The sequence below is a fragment of the Devosia sp. genome (assembly GCF_030689745.1).
Taxonomy (GTDB): domain Bacteria; phylum Pseudomonadota; class Alphaproteobacteria; order Rhizobiales; family Devosiaceae; genus Devosia; species Devosia alba.
This window is the reverse complement of sequence record NZ_JAUYGL010000154.1, coordinates 1-16,212: the sequence shown is the minus strand read 5'-3', so window position 1 is coordinate 16,212 and position 16,212 is coordinate 1. Positions and strand designations below refer to the sequence as shown.

Genomic DNA, 16,212 nt, shown 5'->3' with positions numbered 1-16,212 from the left:
GTCTTCTTGCCAAGGAACCGCTATCGTTCAAAAAGGCGGCAGAGGTGAGCGGACAGCCGATCTGACCCTTGGCGGCTGCCCACCTCTTTCGGTCATCCAAACTCCTCGCCAAGAATGGCAGCTTCGAACCCAGTTGGGGACGATTGAGCTCCGTGACGTTTCCGCCGGACGCCTTTGCTGAAGCGAGATTGAGCAGTGCCCAATCTCGCAGTGCTGCTTACGACTGAGCGGCCTGTTCAGCTTCCGAGTTTTCAATGCCGAGATTGGCATAGGTCACTGGATTCGCGTACCCCTTACGCCGGAAACGTCAGAAATCGTCGACAAAAAACTGATCGATTCGATTAAAGATGGCGCCCTCTTCATAAATGGAGCTCGCGGAGGCCACGTTGTCGATGCCGACCTGATCGCTGCGCTCGATAGTGGCAAGCTCAGCGGTGCAGCGCTCGACGTCTTCCGCATCGAGCCGCTGCTAGCCGAAGGCCCGCTCTCGACACACCCCAAAATCCGGCTGTCGCCGCATGTTGCGGCGCCAACCTATCAGCATATGGCGGTCAGGGAGATGGCCGCCAATATCCGACGCTTCGAAAACGGCGAGCTTGTTCACCACACTGTCGATCGCAGCCTGGGCTACCAACAAAGACGGCAACCGCCGGCTGAGTTTCCACTGCGCAGCACGATCGCTTGTCTCAGAATGGACGGGCCAGACACATTCAACTCGGTGCAGCAGCCACGTTACCGAGCCCATCCAGCGCACGCGCAGCGCGGCGTTTCTGGCGGTAGCGGTTGAACTGCTGGTCCGCGAGAACACCGGCCAGGATGACCCCACCCATAACTGCAAAATTGAGCGAAGACGGAATACCCAGCAGGTTCACCAGGTTCTGCAATTGCTGCAGCAGCACCGCTCCCAGAATGACGCCGACGATCGAGCCCTCACCGCCACGGAGCGAGAAGCCCCCCAGCACTGCCGCCGCGATGGCATAGAGTTCATAGAAATTGCCATGTGAAGACGGCTGCACCGACCGGGTGAACATGGCGAAGTAGATGGCGGCAATCGATGTCAACACGGCGCAGGTGACATAGGCCGCGGTGATGACGAGCCCCGTCCTTACGCCGGAATAGCGGGCCGCATCCTCGTTCTTGCCGACGGCCTGCAGGTGCCGCCCAAACACGGACCGATGCAGCACGAACCAGCAGATCACACCGATAATGATCATCGCATAGAACGAATGCGGGATGCCGAAGGAGCGGCCGATGGTCAACCATTCCAGTTCCGGATAGCTGACCCCAAATGGAAAGCCTGCCGTGGCCTCACCAGTATAGCCGCGCGCCACGCCGCGGTAGATCAGCAGGCCGCACAACGTCACCACAAAGGGTTGCATCTTCAGTTTGGTAATGAGCAATCCATGCGCCAGACCCATCAGCGTGCCGATGCCGATGGTTATCAGCATGGCCAGCGGCCAGGGCACGCCGAACCGGCCCACCATATCGACAAAGAGGACACCGAGCAGGGCAATCATCGAACCCACGGAGAGGTCAATCCCGCCGGTCATGATGACAAAGCCCTGCCCAATGGCGAAGAGGCCGAACAGGCCAATCAGGTTTGCCGTATTGCCCAGGTTGATGGGCGAGAGGAACAGGGGGTTGCGCATATAGACTATGGCACCCACCACGATGATTAGGAGCGCCAGTCCCATGTCTTTCTTGTGCATTCTTCTTCCCCTTAATGTGCGCCGACGGCAAGCTTGAGAACATTGTGCTCGGAGAACTCCGAGCGTGGCAGCGAGCCGGTGACCTCACCCTCCCGGAGCACCAGGATACGGTCAGAGACACCGATGACCTCTTCCATGTCGCTCGAAATCATCATCACGCCGACACCGGCCTCGGCCAGAGCCCGCATGAGCTTATAGATTTCCCACTTGGCGCCGACATCGATGCCCCGCGTCGGCTCGTCAAAGATAATGAGCCGGGGTTTCATCGAGAGCCATTTGCCCAACACAACCTTTTGCTGGTTGCCCCCTGACAGTTCTGCGGCATTGCGCTGCACATCAGCGGCCTTGATGCCGAGCCGGGCGCGCTGCGCCTCGGCCCTTTCGGCAACCTTCGTTCCCGAGACCAGGCCGTTGCGGCTCACCGACTGGAAATCGGCCAGCGAGATGTTTTCGCAAATCGATGTCTCGAGAACGAGGCCCGCGCGCTTGCGATCCTCGGGCACAAGGTAAACGCCAGCCTGGATCGCCTCTCGCGGCGAGGAGGCACGGAACGGCTGTCCGGCCAGGAGCACCTCGCCCTCGAGCACTGGCGCAATTCCGAAGACGGCTTCGGCCAGTTCGGTTCGGCCAGCGCCGACCAACCCGGCCAAGCCCAGAATTTCGCCCGCATGCAGATCCAAGTCGGCACGAGCCCGCGGGTTAGCGCCGATCCGCACGCCCTTGAGCGAGAGGATGATGTCGCCAACTGCACGGGTCGGCGGGGTATAAAGCGATTTTAGATCTCGTCCGATCATCAGGCGAATCATCGCGTCATGGTTGATCTCGTCGCGGCTGAGCTCACCCGCGACATGGCCGTCGCGCAATCCGAAGACGCGGTCGGCGCAATCCTCGACCTCCCCCAGGCGATGGGAAATGTAGATGACCGCGATACCCTGCGCCTTGAGGTCGGCGATCACCTTCATCAGGGTCCGCGTTTCCGATAGCGTCAGCGACGAGGTTGGCTCGTCCATGATGACCACGCGCGCATCGATGGAGAGCGCCTTAGCAATTTCAAGCAATTGCCGCTCGGCCAGCGACAGCTCGGCCACAGAAGTTTCAGGCCGGAACGTGGCGCCCACCCGCGCCAGCAGGGGATGGGCCGCATCGCGCATAGCCTTGAGGTCAAGCAGGCGAAGAGCGCCACCCCGGATTTCGCGACCCAGGAACATGTTGGCCGCCACGTCGAGATTGTCGAAGACGTTGAGTTCCTGGTGCACAAAGGCAATCCCGGCCGCCTGCGACTGGGTTACCGTGAGATGGTCGTGGGCAACGTTGTCGATGATGACTTTGCCGGAGCTGGGCGCGATCACCCCGCCCAGTATCTTCATCAGCGTCGATTTTCCGGCTCCGTTCTCTCCGATTAGCGCCAACACCTCGCCAGCCCTGACCGACAGGGTAACGTTGGAGAGGGCCACCACACCGGGATAGACCTTCGAGATGTTCTCAAGCACCAACAGTGGGTGCTTCGTGTCATGGGCATTCATGTTCAGGCAACCCGAAAAAGCGGCAACGGCACCGGGGGTGCCGCTCAACAGACTCATCGCATGGACAGGCACGCACCGGGTCAGAAACCGACCCGGTGCGGCTGCGCTGGCTGGGAGGATTACCCGCCGATACGCTCCTTGAGTTCGGCCTCAAAGGCATCGACATTGGATTGGTCGACAACTTTGGTCGGAACAATGATCAGCCCGTCTTCCGGCACGCCCGAAGTGTCACCCTCGAGATATTTTGCCATCAGGTGCATGCCCTGGTAACCCCACTGGTATGGGTCCTGAACAACAGTGCCGGCAAAGCTGCCTTCGCGCACGGCGCCCAGGGTGATCGGGTCTTCGTCAAACGCGACAACCGTGATCTCTCCCAGCTTGCCGGCGGCCTGCAGGGCCTCGTAGATTTTGGGCGGGTTGTAAGAATAGAATCCGACCATGCAGTTGATGTCGGGATTGGCCGCAAGCACGTCATCGACATTGGAGCGGGCGCGCGCAAAGTCCACGTCATCGCCACGGACATCGACCAGTTCTATGCCCGAACCCTCGACGGCCTGGCGGAAGCCGGCAATGCGCTCGATGGCATTATCGGCCCCAAGGAAGCCGACGAAGCCCATGCATTTTGCGCCATTGGGCAAGGAAGCCACAGCAATCTCACCGGCCTGAACGCCTGCCAGGGTGTTGGATGAACCCAGATAGGCGATGCGATCGCTGTCGGGCGCATCGCTGTCGGTGGTGAACAGGGGCACCTGCGCCGCAATGCGGTTGAAGGCATCGATGGAGTTCTTCGGATCTGCCGAAGAAATCATGATGGCATCGGTGCCGGCGGCGACCAGATCGTCCATCAGCGCATTCTGCAGCGCTGCCGTGCCTTGCGCAGGATAGCGAAACTGCAGATCATAGCCAGGCAGTTCCCCCTGCGCCTTAGCCACGCCTGCTTCGGCCAACTTCCAGAAATCAGAAGCCGCGTTTACGACAAAGGCCAGCTGTGGCTTATCCTGAGCAAATGCGGGTGCCGCCACGACAGTGGCCACGGCCGCGATTGAAACGGCAAGTTTGACTTTCATATTATCCTCCCATGTCACAGGCGCTTTGTTGTTGGCGCTCCGCGACGACGTTGAATTGCTCGGCGCCAAACCGTTTGCCGTCGAGCGGTTTATATCCGCCGATCCGGGCAGGCTCCCGTTGATGGAATGTGCGCCGGAACATTGGATATTAAGTGGTGCGCATGCTGCTACCCAGGGTACCAGACCTTGCGCGGGTCATCGGGCGCGCGGACGTAGTCCCATGCCCGTTCGATGAGTCGTTGCAGATCGACCTGCGGCTTCCAGCCCAGCAGTAGGCGAGCCTTGGCATTGTCGAGCCAGTTGCTGTGAAAGGGTGTGTCGATCTCGGCCACCGGCAGGGATCGGGTGGCGCTCAGATACTGCGCCACCTCGCCGTAATCGACCGGCGCATCCATCGCAATGTTGAAAAGTTGACCGGCCGCGGCCGGATGGTCCAATGCCGTCAGAATGGCGCCGACCAGATCGTCGACATGGATGAAGTTGCGCCGCAGTGGGGCGCCACGCGCGTCGCGCAGCAAGGGCACACTCGCCGCCTGTGCGTGCCGTGCTACAGCCCCTGCATCAATTAGCTCGCTCCAGGGTGGCCCGCCAAACTGGTCGCTGAAACTCAGCGCAAAGCGGAAATCATCTTTCTCCATGATCCAGGGTGCGCGCAGGCAGCAGCCATTGATGCCGTACTGGATTCCATATTGCTCAAGCATGACCTCTTCGAGCACCTTAGTCAGCGCGTAGCAGCCCGGATAGGCGCGGCGCGGCGCGGCATCGGTGATCGGCTCGTCATAGCGCTGGAACATGTGCCCGACAGTGCAATCGCCACCGAGCAGCACAAACTGCCGTGTGCCCGGCGTAGACCGGAACGCTTCGAGCAGGTTGAACATGCCCCCGACACCAACCTCCATCGCCAGAAGCGGCGACTCCTTCACCGCGGCCATATGCAGGACATGTGTGACCCCCTCCATTGCTGCAAACATGGCATCGGCATCTGCGAGGGAGGCGCGGACAATTTCTACGCCAGGATGCTCCACCACGCGGTTGTTGCAGATCGCCCTGATGGACCAACCAGAAAACCTTTCGGCCGCGAGGAATGCAGGCAGAAAATTGCCGCCAACTTTGCCGGTTACGCCGGTGACCAGTAATTTCACGCCAATGCCCCTTGCATCGAGCGGCATGGCGCCCGAGGCGCCACGCCAGATATGTCCCGTTTACTGTGCGCAGAAACCGGGCTCTTCGCGGGTGCAGACATCGAGGCCGGTATAGATCGGGTCTTCGACAGCCTCGCCATTGATGAGCTGGATCATCACATCGGGGGAGCGCTGGCCCATCTCGAACGGCCGCTGACCAACTTGGACATGGCTGCGCCCTTCGTTGAAGGCCTGCACCTGCGGTGGCAACGTGTCGCCAGCGATGATGATGAGTTCATCGCTCATCAGCCGGTCCATGACCTGATCGGTGACCTGTGCATAGGCCTGGGGCGCGAACTGGGCCCAGCCGCCAATCAGGATGAAGGCATCCAGATCCGGATTGGAGGTGAATACGTCCGCCATCTGCTGGTTGGCCAGATCGATCTGGTCATTGGTAAAGACCGGGCAGCCTTCGATTTCGCTCCAGCCAGCTTCCCCGCTCAGGCGATCGGTGCCTTCGGCGCCGGCAATGGTGTCACGGAAACCGGCGGCGCGAGCGTTGATATTGTCCGCCGCGACATTGCCCAACTGCAGGCAGACCGTGCCGCCATCGGGCTTGAGCCGCAGGGCCTGCTCAGCCATCATCACGCCCATCAGGTAATTGTCGGTGCCTAGGAATGTGGCGCGCAAGGACCGGTCGGCCTCGGAAAGGTCCGCATCCACCGTCATCACGGGGATCTGCGGCGCGATTTCCTTGAGCCGGTTTGCCATAGCCGGTGCGTTGGACGGCGATATGGCAATGGCTGCCACGCCGCGCGTTACCAGATCGTCGACCAACTGCACCTGGCCCGATTCATCGGCGCTGGAGGCCGGCCCGGTATAGAGACACTCGTATTCCGAGTCCGGATTGTTGGCGGCCCAGTCCTGGCAACCAAGATTGATCTGCTCGAAGAAAGGGTTGTCGAGGCCCTTCACCACGATGGCCAAGGTCTTCTTGTCCTGGGCATGGGCCGGGCCAGCCGCAAGGGCCAGCACGGCCGCTGCGATGGCGAGATGATTTACGTATGTCAAATTCAGTTCCTCCCGTTGATGACCGGCTTCCCGGTCCATGCTCCGACTGGTGGTCGGATTTCCCCCATTGTTGATCACGAGACGAGACAGGCCTAAGCCCCTCGCCTGTTTCTCCGCCCTGATCGAGCGGTATTAAGCAGATCACTGGTGATTTATTCATATTATGTGCTAATATCAGCATCTAATTAGCGGGGCCGTCAAGCGTGAATTGGCGGTCTTGTTGAAGGGGAGGGCGCTGGCAGGAGGAAACAGGCCAGCGAGCCCACTGATTGGACTGGGGTGAGTAAGTCAGAAAGGGAGGCGCATGAGCGCACTGCGACTGAATGGCGTGAGCAAGCACTTTGGGGCGATCCACGCTTTGACCGATGTTTCGCTGGTGATCGAACCAGGCGAGGTAGTGGGACTGATGGGGGATAACGGGGCCGGTAAATCCACCCTGGTCAAAGTCATTGCCGGCAATTTCGCCCCGACCAGCGGCGAAGTCTATGTCGGCGACCAGAAGGCGGCATTTCACAAGCCGCGCGATGCGCAGCGCTCCGGGATCGAGGTCGTCTATCAGGACTTGGCGCTTTGCAACAACCTGTCGGCCGCTTCCAATGTCTTTCTCGGCCGCGAGCTGACGCATCGCATCGGGCCGCTGCGGCTATTGGACTATGCAGGGATGCGCAGCAGGTCGGCGGAGCTTTTCGCGCGCCTCAAGTCTGAAACCCGTCCACGCGATCTGGTGCGGCGCATGTCGGGCGGCCAACGCCAGGCGGTGGCGATTGCACGCACGCTGCTCTCGGACGCCCGCATTGTACTGATGGACGAGCCCACGGCCGCCATTTCGGTGCGCCAGGTGGCCGAGGTGCTCAATCTGATCCGCAACCTGCGTGACCACGGCATTGCCGTGGTGCTGATCAGCCACCGCATGCCCGACGTCTTCGATGTGGCGGACAGGATCGCCGTGCTGCGCAGAGGCCGTCTGGTCGCCGACAAGCGCGCCGCCGCCTCCTCGCCCGAAGAAGTCACCGGGCTTATCACCGGCGCAATCGAGGCCGCCTGATTATCATCAAGGACCAATCCAGATGTCGACAAACTCTACCCTGATAGAAGTCATCGGCGCCTCGCAAAACCGCACGGCGCTTTCCCGGCTGACCGGTCACCAGACTTTCTGGGTCTTTCTCGCCGCCCTGCTTGCCTGCGTGGCGCTGACGCTGATGACCGACACATTTGCCACCGAAAGAAACCTCTTCAACGTGTCGCGCAACTTTGCCTTCGTCGGCATAATTGCCATCGGAATGACCGCGGTCATTGCATCGGGCGGCATAGATCTCTCTGTTGGATCCACCGTGGTGATTTCCGCCATGACAGTGGCCGTCATCATGGCCGCCGGGCTGCCGATCTGGATCGGCGTTCCTGCAGCATTGCTGGTGGCCGTGCTGGTAGGCCTCGCGAATGGCCTCTTGATCGCGTATGCCGGAATGCCGGCCTTCGTCGTCACCCTCGGCATGCTTTCAGTGGCACGAAGCCTGGCCATGGTGCTGTCCAACAACAAGATGATGTACGAGTTCGGACCTGACCATGACATGCTGCTGGCCTTGGGTGGCGGTTCCACACTGGGTTTGCCGAACCCCCTCATCGTCCTCTCGGTGCTGGCGCTGGTTACTGGCTTCGCGTTCAAATGGACGCGCTGGGGGCAGCATCTGTTCGCCATGGGCGGCAATGAAGAAGCGGCCAAGCTGACCGGCATCGCGGTGAAGCAACTCAAGGTTTCGGTTTACGTTTTCTGCGCCTTCACCGCGGGCGTGACCGGCGTGCTGGAAGTGGGTTGGCTGGGCGGCGTCACCACCAATCTCGGTCAGGCAATGGAATTGTCCGTCATCGCGGCAGCGGTGATCGGTGGGGCCAATCTGGCGGGCGGCGTGGGGACCGCCTTTGGCGCCGTGGTCGGCGCGCTGTTGATCGAGGTGATCAGAAACAGCCTGATTCTCCTCGGGATCAGCACCTTCTGGCAGGGAGCATTTGTCGGCTCGTTCATAGTCATAGCGGTCGCTTTCGATCGCTTCCGCAGCGCCCGCTCGTCCGACTGACAAGGCGGACCGCCACGGGCTGGCGGCCCGGTTCTGGATCATTTCATCATTTCGTTGAAACGGTGAAATGATCCAATTTTTTGCCTGTCGCGTTTTCCGACCAGAAGCCGTTTCCAAGTTTTTGCTGGAAATGCTCTACTCGGCCGGCTCTGCCACACCGGCAAGCTGCTTGGCGCCCAGGGTCGACCCACGCTGGATCAGCTCGCACTCGACTTTGATGCGATTGGGTCCGGTGGTCAGGCCCCCAGCGCTGTCGAGCAGCAATTCCGCCGCGGTCTGCCCCATTTCATATTGGGGCAGCACCATGGTGGTGAGCGGCGGATGCAGGAAGCGGGCGATTTCGCGATCGTCGAAACCGACCACCGCAACATCCTCGGGGATTTTCCGGCCCAGCTGTTTCAGCGCTTCGAAACACCCCATCGCCATCAGATCGTTTGCACAGAAAATCGCATCCGGTGGATTGTCCTGCGCCATGAGTTCCATCGTCATGGCATAGCCCGATGACGGCTCCCAATTGCCCGGCTTCACCAATGCAGCGTCGAAAGCGAGATCGTGGCTCGTCAGCGCCTGCTTGTAGCCTCGCAGCCGGTCCCGTGGATTGTCCAGGCCTTGTTGCCCATTGATCATCCCGATGCGCCGTCGGCCCAACCCGATCAGATGTTCGGTCGCCACCCGGCCGGCCAGCAGGTCTGCCGGCAGTACGGCCGGGAGCGCACCTTGTTCATCGTAGCAATTTACCAGAACCGTCCGATGCGCTCCAAAGGCCGCCGGAAGGCCGACCTGTCGAGTAAGAATAGTGCCATAGACAATGCCCAGGATCGATTGGTCCCTCAGGCTCGAAAGGATGCTGGTCTCGAGATCGGCGTCGGCATGGCTGACCGCCATCAGGGCGTTGACCCCAAACTCGAGGGCCTTGTCGCGCACGCCTTCAAAGGCCAATGACATCCAGGGATCCGTCGATGCCTCGTCGGCAATGAACAGGATGGTCGCCTGGCCAGTCGTTCTCGGACCGCGACGCACGAATTTGTAGTTGAGCTGTTCGGCCGTTTCCATGACGCGTCGGCGGGTCGCATCGGTCAATCGCGCCAGTTTACTTCCGCTGAGCACCAGCGAGACCGTCGCCTGAGATACGCCGGCTGCCGCTGCCACATCCATCATTGTCGGCCGCGTGCCCGCGGCCTGTCGCTTTGATTTTACCATTAAATTGCCTGAAGTTGCGGCTCGACGTCGATCAAGAGGTTCTAGGTGAATGTCTAGTGTGGTCGAGTCAAGGTCTGCGCAATTTCTGCGCGACCGCAACTCCAGAAAGTGCTGGCCTTTTACAAAAATCCCGGGATCCGACCCGACTTCATCAACCACCGGAAGGAAGGGTTTGGCTATCCATCATTCGCCCGAGTTTATGCTTGTGCCTGCCAAACGGCCATCCCGTACACCGCCGTCCGGCCGTGCGTCATTTTAGCGGCTGGTGAGGGATGTCATAGGGTCAAAGGCAGAGGCGTCATTCGCGAGGGCGAGTACTCCAGTTTCATGGCTCTAAAGGCTGGGGTGAAAAGTAGCACCCTGATTTTTGGTTTCGGTTCAATATCGCAGAGTGTTGGTTCCAGTTTTGGAACTCATGAAACCACCTTATTGCCCCGGCCATAGACCAGCAGCATCCCGACGATGACGCAGCCATAGATCACCTGCCGCCCGGCCTCGGGCATCTGCATAATTGAGAGGACCGAATTGAGCAGCACGATGAGAGTGACGCCGACGACCGTGCCGGCATAGCGCCCTTGGCCGCCGAGAATGCGCGTGCCCCCGATGACGACTGCCGCGATGGCCGGCAGCAGATAGGCATTGCCCATACCCTGGTAGGCCTTGGTCGAATAACCGGCGAGGAGGATGCCGGCCATGGCGGCACAGACGCTCGAGATGACAAAGGCGCCCACGATCACCCAGCGGGTGCGGATGCCCGAGAGATAGGCGGCGCCTTCGCGATTGCCCGTCGCATAGACGGCGCGGCCAAAGGCGGTGCGCCCGAGGATGAGCACGATGACAAGGGACACCGCGACCCAGACGAAAATGGCGACGGGAATGCCGAGGATCTTGTCAGCGGCGAGGAAGCGCATGATGGGCGTTGCCTGATCCTGCGGGGCAAAGCCGCCCGTGTGCCAGACCATCAAGCCGCGCAGCACGGAATCCACCCCGAGGGTGAAGATCATCGAGGGGATGCGCAGATAGGCCACGCCCAGCCCGTTGACGAGCCCGACCGTGATACCGACCGCGATGCCGGTGGGCAGCGCCATGTCCCCGCCCACCGTCGTCGCCATCATGGCCGCGGCGGCAACGGTCCAGGGAATGGACAAGTCGATATGGCCGAGCAGGATGACCATCATCATTCCGGCCGCGACAATGCCGAGAAAAGAGCCGGTCTGTAACTGCTGCAGCAGGTAATTGGGCGACAGCAGCGGCGCACTGCCCTGCGTGGCCATCGTATAGACGGTGCCGACGAGCAGGATGACCAGCACGAAGCCCGAGGCGATGAGGACCGGCTTGTCTTCCGGTTTGAGACTGGCGAACGAAAATGACATGGCCAAATTTCCCTAGCGGAAGAGATCGAGACGGTTCTTGACCCGGAGCACGCCAATGGCGCCCAGGCTGACCGCTGCGAGCAGAACCAGACCCTCGACCAGCGGCTGCAGCAGCGGGTCGATGGACAGGATGCGGAAGTAGAAGGAGATGACGCGCAGGATCAGCGCGCCGATCAGCGAACCAATGGCCCCGCCAATGCCACCCAAAAGCGAAGTGCCCCCTAGCACAACGGCGGCGATGGAATTGAGCGTATAGGCACCGGCCTGGGTGATGTCAGCATTGCCCGAGGCGGTCTGGATGGCCAGATAAAGCCCGCCGCACGAGGCGAAAAAGCCCGAGAGGGTGAAGGCGGCAATCTTGGCGCGGTTGATCGGCAGGCCCGACATATAGGCCGGGCCCTCAGCCGAGCCGATGGCATAGATGGTCCGTCCGGTGACCGTGCGCCGGAACGGGATCCAGACCACAACGGCCACGACAATGATGATGAGGAATGGCGTTGGTATCCAGGCAATTGGCTGGAACCAGAGCGCGTCCGGATCGAACAATTGATAGGTATCGACGAAATCCCAGAGCGAATTGGTCAGCGCCCAGTTGAGATCGCCATCAATATCGCCGCCCGGCTTGGGCCGGATGAAGAGCGCGAGGCCCATGGCGATGGCGCCGGTGGCCAGCGTGGCGATAATCGGCTGCAGCCGCCCATAGACGATGATCAACCCATTGGCGAAGCCGAAGGCGGTGCCCGAGGCCAGCGTGACGATCATGCCGAAGACGATCTGCAGGGGCGAACCATTGACCAGCACCGAGGCAATGCACGAGGCCAGCGTCATCACCGCGCCGACGGAAAGGTCGAGCCCACCCATCAGCACCGGAATGGTCTGGGCCATGGCAACGAAAACGATCGCCACCGATTCATTGGCATTCTGCACAAACACCGCGCTCGAAAAGCCGCGCGGGTGGAGGATATTGTAGATCAGGTAAATCGCGCTCAACAGGAACAGGGCGCCATAAAAGCCCCGGTTCTGCCGCATGGAAATGGCGAGGCTGGACAAGAGACTATTCATGCGCTGGCTCCGGCCAGAGGCCCTGTGGCATCGATATTGAGCGACGCGGCGATGATCGCCTCCTCATTGATCTCCGTGCCCGAAAGCTCGGTGACGATGGCCCCGTCATACATGACGGCCACCCGGTCGCAGCAGCCGATCAGCTCGGCATAATCGGTCGAGTAAAAGAGGATCGCCCGTCCTTCGTCGGCCAGTTCGCGCATTAGCCGGTAGATTTCCTGCTTGGTCCCCACATCAATGCCGCGCGTCGGGTCATTGAGCAGGATCAGTTCCGGATCAGTCATCAGCCATTTGGCGATAACCACCTTCTGCTGGTTGCCACCCGAAAGCGTCGCCACCGCATCTTCGGGTCGCCCGATCTTGATCTGCAATTTCGCAATGCCATCCGCAACTGCCTGTCGCTCCAGCGCCGGGTCAATGAACGGCCCGCGCGACACTTTGGAATAGGACGCTGCCAGCAAATTGTCGGCGATGGACATAGGCAGCATCAGGCCTTCGGTCTTGCGATCCTCGGGCACCAGCGCAATGCGGCTGCGCCCCGATTTGGCCACGGCCGGCGAGCCGGGCACTCCGGATGTGCTGCCGACCGCGACACGCCCCTCAACGCCCTTCAACACGCCGAACAGGGCCAGCATCAATTCCTTCTGCCCCTGCCCATCAAGCCCGCCCAGCCCGACGATCTCGCCCTTGCCTACATTGAGGCTGGCGCCCTTGAGCCGGTTTTCCCAGCGCAACTGCTCCACGACGAGATGAGGCGCTCGTTTCCCTGTCACCGGCTTGGGCGGGAAATGTGCATCCACTTCGCGCCCGATCATCAGCCGCACAATGTCGCGGTCGCTGCGCACGCCCTTGGCAAAGGTCTCCACATGCTGACCATTGCGAAACACCGACAGTGTGTCGCACAGCCGTTCGACCTCGTGCATCCGGTGGGAAATAAAGAGGCTGGCGACATTGTCCGCCTTGAGATCGGCCAGGAGCCCATAGACGGTTTCCACATCGCGGCTGGTCAGCGCCGATGTGGCCTCATCGAGAATAAGCAGGCGCGGATTCTTGCCCAGCGCCTTGGCAATCTCCACCATCTGCCGCCGCGACAGCGACAGGTCGCGCACCATGGCATTGGGGTCAACGTCCTCGCATTTGATCCGCGCTAGAAGCTCTTCAGCGCGCTGGCGCTGGGCGCGCGCATCGATCAGTCCGAAGCGGCGCGGCGGCGTGGCGAGGGAAATATTCTCCGCGACCGTCAGGTCGGGCACCAGCGAAAGTTCCTGGAAAATACAGACAATCCCGGCGGCGCTGGCCTCGGCCGGATTGGCAAATTCCATCGGCGCGCCATCGAGATTGAGAATCCCCGTATCGGGCCGCAGCACGCCTGAAATGATCTTGATCAGGGTCGATTTGCCCGCGCCATTTTCCCCCAGGACAGCGTGGATCGAGCCGCTATGGCAGGAGAAATCGACGTTTTCGAGCGCCCTTGCGCCAGAAAAGAATTTGGAAATGCCGCTGAGCTGCACGAGAGGGCGGTCGGACATGGCTTGTTAGCCCTTCAACTAGAGCGCTTCCGGAATAGGTGGACGTCACCTATTGGGTTCGGAAGCGCGGCAAATAAGACCTGGAGCGGCGGTTTTGAGAATCAAAACCGATTGGCTCCTGGGTGGTCACGTAAGACATGTGGCGGCGCCGGTAAGGGGCCGGCGCCGCCTTTCCGATGACGCTTAGCTCACGTCAGCTTCGCTCTGGGACATGATCGCCGGGCCCGAAATATTCACGCCGCAGGGCGGGAATTCGTTCACGGTGAAGAAATTGTCCGGCAGATCGGACCAGTAGTTGACGCCGTCTTCGAGCTGGTCATAGGTGGCGACCGGCAGCGGAACCGAGATCAGCTGCGGCATGACATTGCCTTCAAGCGCTGAAATAGCGGCCTTGATGGAAATGGCAACAAGGCCTGGCGACTGGCCGATGGAGATGCCCTTGAGGCCATCGCCCGAGAGATTGGCCAGCTGCTTGCGATAGCCGTTCTCGGATTCGCCGGCGATGGGGACCATCTTGTGGCCGGCGTCGATCAGCGCCTGGACGACGCCCGTGGTGCCGCCCTGTGCAGCCACGGCGGCAAATTCGCCATGCACGGCAATCGCGTCGGCGGTCACCTTCTGGCCGGTGCCGTCATCCCAATTGCCGACCACTTCAACGATTTCCCAATCGCCGCCGGTGGCTTCGAACGCAGCATGGATGGCGGCCGAACGGTCACGGTCCACCGAATTGCCGGCCAGGCCGCGCACTTCGAGGATCTTGCCGCCTGTCACGCCCTGCGCAGCCAGCTCGTCGATCAGGAACTGCGCCCACTGGCGGCCCATCTCTGTCTGGTCTTCGTTGACCTGCATCACCGCATCGGTGTCGAGCACATTGTCGAACGGCACCAGCACCACGTTCTCGCGGTCAGCGAGGCGGATCACGCGGTCGAACCCGTCGGGCGAAACAGCGATGGTGATGATGGCGTCAAAGCCCTGGTTGATGAAGTCTTCGATGGCGCCCAGCTGTGCCGGAGCGTCCGTGCCGGTCGAGACCACTTTGAACTCGGCGATCTTGTCCTTGACCGACGGGTCCTCGGCATAGGCCTTGGCGGTCTTGATCATCTGGATGCGCCAGGTATTGCCCACAAAGCCGTTCACAACGGCGATGCGATAGGGGCCTTCGGCGGCCGGCCACTGCATGAACTTGGTGTCGGCATCCCACGCCGCAAAGCAGGCAGGGTCAACGCCGGGACCGGAAACGATCTCCGGGCCGGCCATGGTCAGGCTGGTCGATGCAAGCAGGCTGGCGCCCGCCAGTGTTGCGAGACTTAGAAACTTCATGTCGTCCTCCCGTTATAAAGCGTATCTCACGCTATGATCAGGCGGCGCGGTTCTCCTAAATCGCGCGGCCCTCCCATTCCTCCTCGCGCCCCTCCAGACGCCTGACAATCAGGCGCTCTCCTCACCCGGATCGTCGAAATTATTGAACCCGAGCTGCAGGTGAAACTGCAGCGCGTATTGGTAGCTGATGCGGTTTCGCGCCTCGATCGCCTCGATAATGGCCAGATGCTGGCTATAGGTGCCCTCGGCGAAATCCTGCCGCGACTTGCCCTTTTCTATGATGCGGATGATCACCGGCTTCATCATGCGATAGACGTCGTGCACGGCCCGGTTGTTGAGCACCGAAATCAGCCGCAGGTGAAACTGGAAGTCGATTTCCGATGCTTCAGGAATAGTATGGACGTGGCGCAGTCGACCATTGATTTCGCGAAGCGCGGCGGTGTCTTCTGGTCCAACATTATCGAAGATATGGTCCACCGAGACTACTTCGATCAGGCTGCGAAACCCCTGGATGTCGGTAAAACTCTTGCGCGAAATTTCCAGCGTATTGAATGAGAACAGATCAAAAACCCGCTCCATGCGATCATCGATAATGGTCGCGCCGACTTTGGGCCGCACCGTAACCATGCCATAGGCCTTGAGGATGCGCATGGCTTCGCGCACCGTATTCCGGCTGGCCTGAAACCGTTCACAAAGCTCACGTTCCGTCGGCAAGCTATCGCCGACGCGGAGGCCGCCATCGGAAATCAGATTGCGAATATTAGCAACGATCACATCAACGGCAGAGGGTGCCGTACGTATCACCGCGATGCTGTCGGGGCCGTCGACTTTCACCAAATCTGCCCCCAGACCCCGTGTCACTGCCGCTCTGTCTATTTGTTGGACAAAACACTTAGCCCGACGAATTACCGGCGTCAATCAATTAATATAAATGATATAGCGCGTGGAATTAGCAAATCGGTGCTGACCGACGCGTTTTCTATACGACGTGACGTTGCCCCTGCGCCTAGTCCAGTTTGAAGTAGGCTCTGGCCCCATCAGAAGGACCAGAGATGCGCTCTTTGAACTCGGACATTGGGTGATTGAGCGCATCCTTTGTGTAACGCGCCAATTGTGTCGGCCTCCCAAAGCGCGAGACGCTTCTTGCGAATGAGTTGCAATTGCA

At 60.6% G+C, this 16,212-nt stretch carries 14 protein-coding genes; 3 read left to right on the top strand and 11 right to left on the bottom strand.

All coding sequences use genetic code 11. The features are described from left to right. The first annotated feature begins 187 nt into the window (after positions 1-187). Complete coding sequence (locus Q8O80_RS21590; protein WP_371136206.1) at positions 188-787, top strand: NAD(P)-dependent oxidoreductase; 600 nt, start codon at positions 188-190, stop codon at positions 785-787. Here the strand turns inward: Q8O80_RS21590 and Q8O80_RS13630 are convergent. From Q8O80_RS13630 to Q8O80_RS13610, 5 genes are all read right to left on the bottom strand, one after another. Further along, complete coding sequence (locus tag Q8O80_RS13630) at positions 711-1,709, bottom strand: ABC transporter permease (protein WP_305580118.1); 999 nt, start codon at positions 1,707-1,709, stop codon at positions 711-713. The two genes, Q8O80_RS21590 and Q8O80_RS13630, sit on opposite strands and share 77 nt — an antisense overlap. An 11-nt stretch (positions 1,710-1,720) precedes the next feature. Beyond that, entirely contained in the window at positions 1,721-3,232 is a 1,512-nt protein-coding gene (locus Q8O80_RS13625) for a sugar ABC transporter ATP-binding protein (RefSeq protein WP_305580154.1), read from the bottom strand. 119 nt (positions 3,233-3,351) lie between these two features. Beyond that, complete coding sequence (locus tag Q8O80_RS13620; RefSeq protein ID WP_305580116.1) at positions 3,352-4,299, bottom strand: sugar-binding protein; 948 nt, start codon at positions 4,297-4,299, stop codon at positions 3,352-3,354. Positions 4,300-4,466: 167 nt separating this feature from the next. Then, a complete protein-coding gene (locus Q8O80_RS13615; protein ID WP_305580114.1) occupies positions 4,467-5,441 on the bottom strand; it encodes an NAD(P)-dependent oxidoreductase in 975 nt (324 codons plus the stop codon). Between the two features lie 60 nt (positions 5,442-5,501). Then, positions 5,502-6,491 carry a sugar-binding protein gene (locus tag Q8O80_RS13610; RefSeq protein WP_371136205.1) on the bottom strand — a complete coding sequence of 330 codons (990 nt, stop codon included), beginning with the start codon at positions 6,489-6,491 and terminating at the stop codon, positions 5,502-5,504. A gap of 304 nt (positions 6,492-6,795) precedes the next feature. Between Q8O80_RS13610 and Q8O80_RS13605 the strand changes: the two genes are divergently transcribed. Both Q8O80_RS13605 and Q8O80_RS13600 read left to right on the top strand, forming a co-directional pair. Beyond that, a complete protein-coding gene (locus tag Q8O80_RS13605) occupies positions 6,796-7,536 on the top strand; it encodes an ATP-binding cassette domain-containing protein (RefSeq protein WP_305580110.1) in 741 nt (246 codons plus the stop codon). Between the two features lie 22 nt (positions 7,537-7,558). Then, on the top strand, positions 7,559-8,563 hold the full coding sequence (locus Q8O80_RS13600) for an ABC transporter permease (protein WP_305580108.1): 1,005 nt from the start codon (positions 7,559-7,561) through the stop codon (positions 8,561-8,563). Positions 8,564-8,698: 135 nt separating this feature from the next. On the opposite strand, the gene Q8O80_RS13595 is transcribed toward Q8O80_RS13600, so the two are convergent. The 6 genes from Q8O80_RS13595 to Q8O80_RS13570 all read right to left on the bottom strand — a co-directional run bounded on the left by Q8O80_RS13595 (position 8,699) and on the right by Q8O80_RS13570 (position 15,881). Then, positions 8,699-9,763 (bottom strand): LacI family DNA-binding transcriptional regulator, encoded by a 1,065-nt coding sequence (locus Q8O80_RS13595; RefSeq protein WP_305580106.1) that lies wholly within the window; start codon positions 9,761-9,763, stop codon positions 8,699-8,701. A gap of 413 nt (positions 9,764-10,176) precedes the next feature. Further along, positions 10,177-11,136 (bottom strand): ABC transporter permease, encoded by a 960-nt coding sequence (locus Q8O80_RS13590; RefSeq protein ID WP_305580104.1) that lies wholly within the window; start codon positions 11,134-11,136, stop codon positions 10,177-10,179. 12 nt (positions 11,137-11,148) lie between these two features. Further along, entirely contained in the window at positions 11,149-12,198 is a 1,050-nt protein-coding gene (locus Q8O80_RS13585; RefSeq protein ID WP_305580102.1) for an ABC transporter permease, read from the bottom strand. Then, on the bottom strand, positions 12,195-13,727 hold the full coding sequence (locus tag Q8O80_RS13580; RefSeq protein WP_305580100.1) for a sugar ABC transporter ATP-binding protein: 1,533 nt from the start codon (positions 13,725-13,727) through the stop codon (positions 12,195-12,197). The genes Q8O80_RS13585 and Q8O80_RS13580 overlap by 4 nt, the downstream gene beginning before the upstream one ends. A gap of 183 nt (positions 13,728-13,910) precedes the next feature. Then, on the bottom strand, positions 13,911-15,047 hold the full coding sequence (locus tag Q8O80_RS13575; RefSeq protein ID WP_305580098.1) for a sugar ABC transporter substrate-binding protein: 1,137 nt from the start codon (positions 15,045-15,047) through the stop codon (positions 13,911-13,913). Between the two features lie 108 nt (positions 15,048-15,155). Next, positions 15,156-15,881, bottom strand: coding sequence for a FadR/GntR family transcriptional regulator (locus Q8O80_RS13570; protein WP_305580096.1), 726 nt, complete (start codon positions 15,879-15,881; stop codon positions 15,156-15,158). Positions 15,882-16,212 lie beyond the last annotated feature (331 nt).

Bases quoted from the DNA above. Each gene is read 5' to 3' on its own strand.
- Q8O80_RS13630 (WP_305580118.1), bottom strand. From the start codon at position 1,709: ATGCACAAGAAAGACATGGGACTGGCGCTCCTAATCATCGTGGTGGGT.
- Q8O80_RS13600 (WP_305580108.1), top strand. From the start codon at position 7,559: ATGTCGACAAACTCTACCCTGATAGAAGTCATCGGCGCCTCGCAAAAC.
- Q8O80_RS13580 (WP_305580100.1), bottom strand. From the start codon at position 13,727: ATGTCCGACCGCCCTCTCGTGCAGCTCAGCGGCATTTCCAAATTCTTT.
- Q8O80_RS13595 (WP_305580106.1), bottom strand. From the start codon at position 9,763: ATGGTAAAATCAAAGCGACAGGCCGCGGGCACGCGGCCGACAATGATG.
- Q8O80_RS13605 (WP_305580110.1), top strand. From the start codon at position 6,796: ATGAGCGCACTGCGACTGAATGGCGTGAGCAAGCACTTTGGGGCGATC.
- Q8O80_RS13575 (WP_305580098.1), bottom strand. From the start codon at position 15,047: ATGAAGTTTCTAAGTCTCGCAACACTGGCGGGCGCCAGCCTGCTTGCA.
- Q8O80_RS13590 (WP_305580104.1), bottom strand. From the start codon at position 11,136: ATGTCATTTTCGTTCGCCAGTCTCAAACCGGAAGACAAGCCGGTCCTC.
- Q8O80_RS13620 (WP_305580116.1), bottom strand. From the start codon at position 4,299: ATGAAAGTCAAACTTGCCGTTTCAATCGCGGCCGTGGCCACTGTCGTG.
- Q8O80_RS13585 (WP_305580102.1), bottom strand. From the start codon at position 12,198: ATGAATAGTCTCTTGTCCAGCCTCGCCATTTCCATGCGGCAGAACCGG.
- Q8O80_RS13625 (WP_305580154.1), bottom strand. From the start codon at position 3,232: ATGAATGCCCATGACACGAAGCACCCACTGTTGGTGCTTGAGAACATC.